General features: G+C 73.0%; 10 protein-coding genes. 3 read left to right on the forward strand and 7 right to left on the reverse strand.

Going from position 1 to position 10,105, the window contains the following annotated elements:
• From DQW85_RS17595 to DQW85_RS17605, 3 genes are all read left to right on the forward strand, one after another.
• On the forward strand, positions 1 to 185 hold a 185-nt coding region (locus DQW85_RS17595), incomplete at its 5' end, for a hypothetical protein (protein ID WP_205315199.1).
• A gap of 53 nt (positions 186 to 238) precedes the next feature.
• Positions 239 to 1,735: an NADH-quinone oxidoreductase subunit NuoF family protein gene (locus DQW85_RS17600; RefSeq protein WP_113701390.1), complete on the forward strand. Its 1,497-nt coding sequence runs from the start codon at positions 239 to 241 to the stop codon at positions 1,733 to 1,735.
• 112 nt (positions 1,736 to 1,847) lie between these two features.
• On the forward strand, positions 1,848 to 3,284 hold the full coding sequence (locus DQW85_RS17605) for an FAD-binding oxidoreductase (protein ID WP_113701391.1): 1,437 nt from the start codon (positions 1,848 to 1,850) through the stop codon (positions 3,282 to 3,284).
• A 12-nt stretch (positions 3,285 to 3,296) separates the two neighbouring features.
• Here the strand turns inward: DQW85_RS17605 and DQW85_RS17610 are convergent, their stop codons facing one another.
• The 7 genes from DQW85_RS17610 to DQW85_RS17640 form a co-directional block, all read right to left on the reverse strand.
• Entirely contained in the window at positions 3,297 to 5,207 is a 1,911-nt protein-coding gene (locus tag DQW85_RS17610) for an acetoacetate--CoA ligase (RefSeq protein ID WP_113701392.1), read from the reverse strand.
• A gap of 59 nt (positions 5,208 to 5,266) precedes the next feature.
• Positions 5,267 to 6,178 (reverse strand): serine hydrolase, encoded by a 912-nt coding sequence (locus DQW85_RS17615; protein ID WP_113701393.1) that lies wholly within the window; start codon positions 6,176 to 6,178, stop codon positions 5,267 to 5,269.
• Positions 6,175 to 7,092: a LysR family transcriptional regulator gene (locus DQW85_RS17620; RefSeq protein ID WP_113701394.1), complete on the reverse strand. Its 918-nt coding sequence runs from the start codon at positions 7,090 to 7,092 to the stop codon at positions 6,175 to 6,177. The genes DQW85_RS17615 and DQW85_RS17620 overlap by 4 nt, the downstream gene beginning before the upstream one ends.
• Before the next feature lie 53 nt (positions 7,093 to 7,145).
• A complete protein-coding gene (locus tag DQW85_RS17625) occupies positions 7,146 to 7,868 on the reverse strand; it encodes an HAD family hydrolase (protein WP_113701395.1) in 723 nt (240 codons plus the stop codon).
• Positions 7,869 to 7,991: 123 nt separating this feature from the next.
• Positions 7,992 to 8,618, reverse strand: coding sequence for an HAD family hydrolase (locus DQW85_RS17630; protein WP_113701396.1), 627 nt, complete (start codon positions 8,616 to 8,618; stop codon positions 7,992 to 7,994).
• A 79-nt stretch (positions 8,619 to 8,697) separates the two neighbouring features.
• Complete coding sequence (locus DQW85_RS17635; RefSeq protein WP_113701397.1) at positions 8,698 to 9,201, reverse strand: DUF6912 family protein; 504 nt, start codon at positions 9,199 to 9,201, stop codon at positions 8,698 to 8,700.
• A gap of 30 nt (positions 9,202 to 9,231) precedes the next feature.
• Positions 9,232 to 9,876, reverse strand: coding sequence for an HAD family hydrolase (locus DQW85_RS17640; protein ID WP_113701398.1), 645 nt, complete (start codon positions 9,874 to 9,876; stop codon positions 9,232 to 9,234).
• Positions 9,877 to 10,105: the final 229 nt, after the last annotated feature.

A 10,105-nucleotide genomic window follows, 5' to 3' on the forward strand; every position in this document is an offset into this window, starting at 1 on the left:
CCTGCCTGGCGGCCGTCGGCGCGGCGCTGCTGGTGCGGGTGCTGGCCACGCTGCTGAGGCCGCCCGCCCTGCCCGAGCCCGTGGACGCGCCGGCGGTGTCGGACGCGCCCGTCGCGGTCCCTGAACCGATCAACGCGCCGGTCAGCCTCGCCGCCGCCCGGCGCAAGTACCGGGAGGCGGGATGACCTGCCGCCTCCTCCCCACGGATGACCCCCCACAGTAACGTCCAGGAGAGAATGTGATCCCGCACCGAGTGCCCGAGGTGCTACGCGTCGGGCCGGCCCGCCTGACCGCTGGGCTGGACCACACCAGGCGGCTGGACCTGCCCGCCCACCGCACGCTGCACGGCGAACCCGACCCCCGCGACGTGGAGTCCCTCATCGCGGAGGTGAACGAGGTGGACATGCGTGGCAGGGGCGGCGCGGCGTTCCCGTTCGGCCGCAAGCTGCGCGCTGTCTGCGACGCGGCCGGGTCCAGGGAGAGCGTCGTGCTCGTCAACGGAGCCGAGGGCGAGCCGGCCAGTTCGAAGGACGCCATGCTGCTGACCCGCGCCCCGCACCTGGTGCTCGACGGTGCGCTGCTGGCGGCCGAGGCGTTGAACGCCCGCGAGGTGGTCGTCGCCACCGCCCGGGGCGAGGTGGCCGAGGCGTCGATCGTCGCGGCCGTGAACGAGCGCCGCGCCGCGAAGGTGGCGGGCGCGACCGAGAGCCACATCCCGATCCGCGTGGTCGGGCTGGAGGAGCGCTTCATCTCCGGCGAGGGCGGCGCGCTCGTACGGGCCGTGAACGGCCTGGAGGGCATCCCGCCCGGCCGCAAGCAGCGGGCGGCGACCAGCGGTGTGGACGGGCTGCCCACATTGCTGTCGAACACCGAGACCTACGCCCAGCTCGCCCTGCTGGCCGAGCTGGGCCCGGAGAAGTACGCGGACGTGGGCACGAGCAGGGAGCCCGGCACGGTGCTGCTGACCATGAGCGGCGGGGCCGCCCGCAACGCCGTCGTGGAGGCGCCGACCGGCACCCTGCTGGCCGACGTGCTCGACATGTGCGACGCCGTTCCGGGCGACGGCGTGCTGATGGGCGGCTACCACGGGGCCTGGCTGAGCCCCGACATGGCCGTCTCCGCGGTGATCTCCCGCGAGGGCATGAAGTTCGCCGGCGCCGACCTGGGCGCCGGGATCATCGTGCCGATCGGGGAGGCGACGTGCCCGCTCGGGGAGGCCGCCCGCGTCACCGCGTACTTGGCCGCGCAGTCCTCGGGCCAGTGCGGGCCGTGCCGGCTGGGCCTGCCCGACGTGGCGAGGCAGCTCCTCGGGCTGGCCGACGGCACGGGCTCCACCGACGCGGTACGGCGGGCCGTCCGCGCCGTCGAGCGGCGGGGCGCCTGCTTCCACCCGGACGGCACGGCGAGGTTCGTGCTGTCGGCGCTGGACACGTTCGAGACCGACATCGCGATCCACCGCGAGTACGGCTCGTGCGGCCGGCCGGTCCGCGGCGTGCTGCCGCTGCCCGAGCCGGAGGAGGAGCCCGAGTACCGCCTGGAGGTGGACTGGACCCGCTGCCAGGGCCACGGCCTGTGCGCGCACCTGCTGCCCGAGTTCGTCGATCTGGACGCTTACGGCTTCCCGTCCTTCAGGACCGTGCCCGGCTGGATGGCGAAGGAGGCGCGCCGGGCGGTCGACATGTGTCCCGCGCTGGCCCTGCGGCTGGCCGAGACGTCCATGGCACGGACGGGATGACCGCTCGGCCCGCCCGAAGTGCGTCCGGGCGGGCCGAGCACCCTTTCCGGGCGAACAATGAACAGTGGGACGACGTCTCACCCCTGTGCCCGAACCGACCACGGGAGGTCCCATGGACCGTCGAGACTTCCTCCGCGCCGCCGCGGTGGCGCCGCTTCTCGGCCCGGCGTCCGCACTTCCGGGCTCGGCCCTTCCGGGCTCGGCGCCCGACTGGGCGCTGCTGCGCCGGCAACTGTCCGGAACGCTGGTGCGGCCCGGCGACGCGAGGTACGGCTCGGCGCGACGCCTGTTCAACCCGGCCTTCGACACGGTCCGGCCGCTCGGGGTGGCCTACTGCTCCGGCGCGGCGGACGTGTCGCGGTGCCTGGCGTTCGTGCGCGCGCACGGGCTGCCGGTCACGGCCCGCTCGGGCGGCCACTCGTACGCGGGCTGGTCCACCGGCACCGGGCTGGTCATCGACGTCTCGCGGATGGACGCCATCCGGTACGCGGACGGCCGGGCGACGATCGGAGCCGGGGCGAAACTGATCGACGTCTACGCCGCGCTGGCCCGCCACGGGGCCGGAATCCCGGCGGGCACCTGCCCCACCGTGGGGGTGAGCGGGCTCGCGCTGGGCGGCGGGATCGGCGTGATGTCCAGGAAGTACGGTCTGACCTGCGACACGATGGAGTCGGTCCAGCTCGTGACCGCCGACGGCCGCCTCCTCACCTGTGACGAGCGGCGGCACCCCGACCTGTTCTGGGCCTGCCGGGGCGGTGGCGGCGGCAACTTCGGCGTCGCGGTCTCGTTCACGTTCCGGACCCACGCGGCGCGCGACCTGAACGTCTTCTACCTGCGCTGGCCGTGGTCCGCGGCGTTCGCGGCGGTGAGCGCCTGGCAGTCGTGGGCGCCCGCCGCGCCCGACGAGCTGTGGTCGTCGCTCACCCTCTCCCGCGGCCCCGGCGGCCTGGAGGTGGGCGTCACGGGCGTCCACCTGGGCCGCAGGGCGGCGCTGGACCGGCTGCTCGCCCCGCTCACGGCCAGGGCCGGGCGGCCCGCGTCCCGCTCCGTGACCCGCACCTCCCACCTGGAGGCCATGAAGATGATGGGCGGTTGCTCGTCCCTGTCGGTCGCGCAGTGCCATCCCGCCCCGCACGGGCGGCTGGGGCGGGCGGTCTACGTGGCCAAGTCGCACGTCGCCTACCGGCCGCTCCCGCCCGACGGCGTGCGGGCGCTGGTGGCGGGGGTGGCCCGGCCGGGACGGCACTCGGTCATGCTGGACGCGCTCGGCGGCGCGGTGGCGCGGGTCAGGCCGGACGCGACGGCCTTCCCGCACCGGGCGGCCCTCTTCAGCGTGCAGTACAACGCCGACGGCAGGGACCGGACGTGGCTGCGCCGGGTCCACAGCGCCATGGCCCCGCACTTCGGGGACCACGCCTACGTCAACTACATCGACCCCGACCTGACGGGCTGGCGCACCGCCTATTACGGCGCGAACGCGGCCCGGCTGTCCCATGTCAAGGCCGCCTACGACCCGACCCGCCTCTTCCGCCTCCCGCAGGGCATCTGACCCGCCACGCGTTCAGGGGGTGAAGTGGCGCAGGACCTCGGGGTTGGCCATGGCGTCGAGGTTGGCGGCCTGCTCGACCGGGGTGCCGAGGAGGATCTTGCGGACCGGCACCTCCAGCTTCTTGCCCGACAGCGTGCGCGGGATGCCGGGCACCACGCGGATCTCGTCGGGCACGTGCCGGGGTGACAGCTCGGCGCGCAGCGCGGCGCGAAGGGCCTTGGTGAGCTCGTCGGTCAGCTCCGCGCCGGCGGCGAGCGTCACGTACAGCAGCAGGCGCCCGTCCTGCCCGAGCCGGCCCGTGTCGATCACCAGGCTGTCGGCGATCTCGTCGAACCGCTCGACCACCCGGTAGAACTCGCTGGTGCCCATCCGGACGCCGCCGCGGTTCAGGGTCGAGTCGGAGCGGCCGTAGATGACGCAGCTGCCGTCCTCGTTGATCTTGATCCAGTCGCCGTGCCGCCACACGCCGGGATAGACGTCGAAGTAGCTCTCGCGGTAGCGGTCACCCGACGGGTCGTTCCAGAACATGACCGGCATCGACGGCATCGGCTGGGTGAGCACCAGCTCCCCCACCTCGCCGACGACCGGCCCGCCCGCCACGTCGTACGACTCCACCCGGGCACCCAGCGACCGGCACGGGATGACGCCCGCCCTGATCGGGTGGAGCGGGGTCGCGCCGACGAACCCGGTGACCACGTCCGTGCCTCCCGAGAACGACCCGAGCGGCACGCCGGGCAGGGCCTCGGCCAGCCAGGCGAACCCCTCGGGCGGCAGCGGCGACCCGGTCGAGCCGATGCCGCGCAGCCTGCCCAGCCCTTCCGGACGCAGGCCCGCCTTCAGCGAGGCCATGATGTACGGCGCGCCGACCCCGAAGTACGTCACCTCCTCCGAGGCGGCGACGCGCCACAGCGCGGCGGGCGAGGGGTGGGTGGCCGAGCCGTCGTAGAGCACGGGGGTGGCGCCGACCAGCAGGGCGCCGACGAGGTAGTTCCACATCATCCAGCCCGTGGTGGTGTACCAGAAGAACACGTCCCCCTCACCCAGGTCCTGGTGGAAGGAGAGCGACTTGAGGTGCTCCAGCACGACGCCGCCGTGCCCGTGCACGAGCGGCTTGGGCAGCCCGGTGGTGCCGCTGGAGTAGACGATCCAGAGGGGGTGGCCGAACGGCACCCGTTCGAACTCCAGAGGCCCGCGCTCGGAGCGCAGCCCCTCCCAGCCGACCGCCTCGCCGTGCGGCGTCGCTCCGGTGTGGCCGGGGACGGGCTCGGCGTGCTGCGGCGGCAGGCCCTCCACGGCCGCGGTCAGGTAGGGGATCCACACGGTGGCGCGGAGCGTCGGCAGCTCGGCGGCGATCTCGTTGACGGCGGCCGAGCGGTCGTAGGTCTTGCCGTTGTAGCGGTAGCCGTCGACCGCGATCAGCACCTTGGGCTCGATCTGCTTGAACCGGTCGACGACGCTGGCCACGCCGAAGTCGGGCGACCCGGCCGACCAGACGGCCGCGACGCGGTCGCCACGCCGCACGCCGAGCCGTACCAGCCCGGCCCTGACCCGCGCCACCTCCTCGCGCAGCTCGGCGCGGGAGATCTCCTGGCGGGCGCCGTCCTCCGAGACGAACACCACCGCGGGCGCGGCCGTGCCGTCCGCGTGGCGCAGCGCGTTCTCCGCGTAGTTGAGGCTGCTGCCGGTGAACCATTCGGCGCCGGGCATCGTCCCAGTGATGACGGGCCCGTCACCACGCTCCCCGATCACCCCGAAATGGTCCCAGATCGACGTCCAGAACTCCTCCGGGCTGTCGACCGACCATTGCCACACGTCCTCGTAGCCCGCCCCGGACCTGCCCAGCCACTCCAGGTAGCGAGTCAGCCTGGCGCGCGTGACGATCTCTTCGGTGGGCTCCCAGAGAAGTGCGCCTTCAGCAACCATGTGTCCTATCCTGTCGCCCGGCCGATCGAATGTCATACGTGACTTGCCCACATGACCTCCTACCTCCGCAGGTGGTCCACCGCCATACGCGCCGCCGTGCCGATCACGGCGTCGGCGCGCGGCTGGTTCACCGCGGGGCTGGAGGAGCGGGTGAAGACCGCGACCGCGTACCGGCCGCCGTCGGGATACTCGACCACACCGGCCTCGTTGCGCAGCGTCGGCAGCGTGCCCGTCTTGCCGCTGACGTCCACGTCGTCGTACGGGAAGCCGGAGGCCAGCCGGTGCGGCCAGACCTGCTTGTTGAGCACGGCGCGCATCCAGGCGCACGAGCCGGGCGAAGCGGCCTCGTCGCGCCAGATGAGCCCGAACAGCCTGGCCGTCTCGCGCGGCGTGCTGCGGTTGGCGCGGCGCGGGTCGAGCACGCGCAGCGAGGCGATCTCCACCGGGTCGAGGTACGGCCAGCCGTGCCCGGTGTCCTCGACCATGCTCTCGAACAAGGCGGCGGTCGTGTGCCGCACGCGGGTGCCCTCCAGCCCGAACCTGGACAGCATCGCGTTGACCGCGTCGAGCCCCACCCTGGCCGACAGCACGTCCGCCGCCGTGTTGTCGCTCACCGCGATCATGAGGTAGGCCAGGTCGCGCAGCGACATGGTGACGTCGTCCAGCATCGCCGAGACCCCGGTCGGCCCGAACACCCGGTCGGCGGCCCGCACGGTCACCCGGGCGGCCGGATCGAGCAGCCCCGCGTCGGCCTGGCGGCAGAGCTCCACCATGAGCGGCACCTTGAACACCGACGCGGTCGGCACCGGCTCGTCGGAGCCGTGCCCGACCTCCCTGCCGGTGTCGAGGTCGGCCGCGTGCAGCCAGCCGGTGACGCCCGCTGCGCGGAACACGCCCGCGAAGTCGGGCCCGCTCGTGGACCCGGAGTCGGTGCCACGCGCGACTGCGGACTCGGACCTGGGTCCGCTCATGCCAGCACCCCGGGCCGGCGGCTGACCCGCCGCACGGGCGCCGCGCCCTCGTCGACCATCCCGGCGCGCTCCTTCAGAGTTCGTACGGCCACCGCCGAGAACGCGGCAACGGCGACCGTCTCGGCCCGCCAGGCCGTGGATACCCGGCAAATGATCGGCGAGCCTAGCAGTGGCCGCCAGGCCAGCCCCGGCAGCTCCTCCCTGGGGCCGAACGCGACCGCGGCCCCGGCGAGCACCATTCCCAGCCCGGCGCCCTGGTGCACCTGCGGCGGCACGTAGCCGTGGCGGCGGCACTCGGCCAGCACCTCGGCGTACAGGCCGGGCTCGCCCTCCCGGGGCGGCATCAGCAGCTCGCGGCCGGCCAGGTCGGCCAGGTGCACCTCGCCCCCGCGGGCCAGGGGGTCCTCCTTTGCGAGCAGCACGCCCTGCGGCTGGGCGAGCACCTGGCCGAAGTCCAGGCCGGGCGCGGTGACCGGGTGGCGCACGACGCCGACGTCGATGGCGCCTTCGGCGAGCGCGGCGAGCTGGTCGGCGGTCCAGATCTCGGCCGGGGCGAGCCGTACCTCCGGGTTGCCCTCCCGGAAGCCGGCGACCAGCCCGGCGATCACCGCGGGACCGAGGTCCGGCGGCACGCCGACCTTGAGCACAGCGCCATGGCCGTGCCGGGCCAGCTCGTGCAGCCGGTCCACCCTGGCCACGATCTCGCGCGCCTCGCCGAGCAGCAGCCGGCCCGCCTCGGTCAGCTGGACCTGGCGGGCCGAGCGGTCGAAGAGCCGCACGCCGAGCTCCTCCTCCAGGCGCTTGATCCGCTGGCTGAGCGGCGGCTGGGCCATGCCGAGCCGGATCGCGGCGTTTCCGAAGTGGAGCTCCTCCGCGACCACGGTGAAGTAGCGGAGATGCCGGACGAGGTCCATAGCCAGCAACTATAGCCAGCCCTATATAGACATAACTCCCATACCCGACATGGTCAGGCCAGCCATCCGCCGACCGTGCCCCGGTCGACCGGGGCGGTCAGTCCCGCGACGGCGGCCACCACCTCCGAGGCGTTGGACAGGTCGGGCAGCACGATGTCGGCCCCGGCCTCGCGCAGCTCGGCGACCGTCGAGCGGCCGGAGGCGACCGCGATCATCGCCGCACCGCCGATCCTGGCGGCCTGTACGTCGCGCGTCGAGTCGCCGATGACCACGGTGTTGGCCGCCGTGAACGGGGTGCCGAGCCGCTCACGCGCGCGCCCCTGGGCGACCTGGAGCAGCGTCGCCTTGGGGTAGACCTCCTCGCCGTAGCCGCCGATCTCGAAGTCGATGTGCTTGTCGAGGTCGAACGCCTTGAGCTTGTGCACGGCGTTGCCCTTGATCGTGCCGGTGAGCACCGACTGGACCACGCCGTCGAGCCTGGCCACCGCCTTGAGCGCGTCCCTCGCGCCCGGCATCGCCCTGCCTTCCTTGGCGAGCCTCTTGCGCCGGTCGGCGAAGGCCACGGCCAGCGCCGACAGGAACTTCGGCAGGTGGGCGTCCTCGGCCACCACGCCGTTGACGGCGAGCGTCTCGAAGACGATCTCGGAGTCGGGGCGGCCCAGCGCCGGGGCGAGCTTGACCAGCGGGCGGCCGGTCACGAGGCGGAACGCCTCGGCGTAGGCGTCACGGGTGACGATGGCGACGTCGACCAGGGTCAGGTCGATGTTCCAGAGCACTAGGCGGTTGATGGCGGCCTCCTGGGGGGACGCTGCAAGGGTACGGCCAACGCCCCGCGCGCGCCGAGCCGCCCGACGATTCGGGCATACCGCCGCCACACTCTCATAAGGCGGCAACCCTCGTCAGGCGTGGCCGAGGGCCTCGGCGAGCGTGTCGACGACCGGCAGGCCCGTGGACTCCAGGTCGGCCCGCGTGGTCATGCCGCCTGTGTAGAGGACGGCGCGGGCGCCGACGTGCTTGGCCGCGAGCCCGTCGTCCACGCTGTCGCCGATCACCAGGACGTCGCGCGGCTCGACGCCCAGGGCCTCGATGTGGGCGCTCATGTGGCCGGCCTTCTCGCCGCCCGTGAGCCCGAGCAGCCCGTCGATCCTGCTGAAGTGGCCGGTGATGCCGAACGACTCGACGATCGGGACGAGGTGGATGTGCGGGGCCATCGAGCAGAGCGACTGGCTGCCCGTCCAGCTGGTCAGCGTGTGCTCGGCGTCGTCGGCCAGCCGGCAGGCGACGCTGAGCCGGTAGTAGTGGTCGTGGAAGCCCTGGTCGAGCAGCTCCCACTCGCCGTCGGTCAGCGGCCTGCCCAGCAGCCGCTCGTAGGCCAGCCAGATCGGCCGCGTGTAGACGGCGCGGAAGCCGTCGGCGGTGAGGGGCGGCAGGCCGTAGGACCCGAAGATCTCGTTGGTGGCTCCCACCACGGCGTCGATGTCGTGGAAGAGCGTGCCGTTCCAATCCCAGATGATGTGCTTCGTCATATCGGCCCCAAGCCTAACGACCGCGTGTGACATTCCAGTGAACGGCGAGCCGCCACCACCACCCGGCCAGGGGTCCGGCCTAGTGGTCGTTGCCCAGGAGGTAGGGGATCTCCTGGGTGGCGTACCACATGAGCTCGTGCGCCTCGGCGCCGTCCACGGTGAAACGGGCGTCGTCGTCGCCCTGGTCCGCGGCGGGAAGCGCGGCGACGGCGGCCTCGACGTCGGCGACGGCGTAGCCGTCGTCCACGTGCACCGAGGCGACCTTGGCGAGCGGCACCGGCTCCGTGAGCCGCACCCTGCCCCGCTCCGCGAGGTCGGCGCTGATCGACAGCGAGGCGTCGGGCACCTCGGCGGCGACCACCACGCGACGGGGCGGCGGGTCCACGCCGTCGGCCAGCATGCGCAGGGAGGCGCGGGCGGCCTCCGTGAGGGCGACGTACTCGAGCTCCTCGGTGTCGCCCGAGGCGTACCACTCGGTCAGCGCGGGCGTCACCGCGTAGCCGGTCAGCGGGGCCGGACCCAGCTCCCCCGCCTCGACCGCGTGGGCCAGGGCGGGCAGCGTGCACGGCAGGTAGACGCGCATCAGGAACCTTTCACAGCGTGCGGGGCACCATCATGCCCGGCGCAACGGGAGTCGGAGGATCGTCTCCAGTTGCGAGATGGTCGTTTCGGGGTCGCGGTGGTGGATGCCGGCGATGCCGAGCCCGCGCGCGGCCACGATGTTGGCCTCGATGTCGTCGACGAACACGCACGCCTCCCCCGGCAGCCCTACCACTCCCAGCGCGTGCTGGAAGATGCGCGGCTCGGGCTTGCGCATGCCGACCTCGCCGGAGATCACGACCGCGTCGAAGACCTCGTCCCAGTCGTCGCGCGGGTAGGTGTTGGACCACGAGTTGGACAGCAGGCACGTCCTGACGCCGCTCTCCCTGGCGGCCCGGAGCATGTCGTACATGATCTCGACCCGCTCGAAGCCCGCGAACATGCGCTCCAGCAGCCCCTCGGCCTCCGGCGGCACCCCGTCGACAGTCACCAGCCGGGCGGCCAGGTCGCGCTCGAAGGCGGCCCCGTCGAGCTCTCCACGTTCGAGCGCGTGCACGACGTTCTCCCGGTCGCCGCCATAGGCGGCGCTGACCAGCTCGGACATCACCTCGCGGTAGTGGGCGTGGTCGATGCGGTCGGCCTCGATCCACCGCGCGATGGAATCGGCGAGGCTGGTGGTGAGCACCCCGCCCCAGTCGATCAGTACACCTGTGACCACACCGCCTCCTCGGACAGATCCGGCTCTAGGTTGCTCTAGGTTAGAGCGTCGCACGACCGTTGATGACGGATATAAATCCCGGATAAAGGATCACCAAATCTCGCGGCTACGGTGATGAAGGCCGGCGGGCCGCACGGCCTGAACTCTAGCGACCCCCGCGGGAGACCCGGGCGGCCAGCCCGCGGTGCTCGGCCGAGCGCAGCACGCCGGCCGCCTCCCGCGCCGAGGC

The organism is Nonomuraea lactucae (genome assembly GCF_003313395.1).
In the GTDB taxonomy this organism is placed as follows: Bacteria; Actinomycetota; Actinomycetes; order Streptosporangiales; family Streptosporangiaceae; genus Nonomuraea; species Nonomuraea lactucae.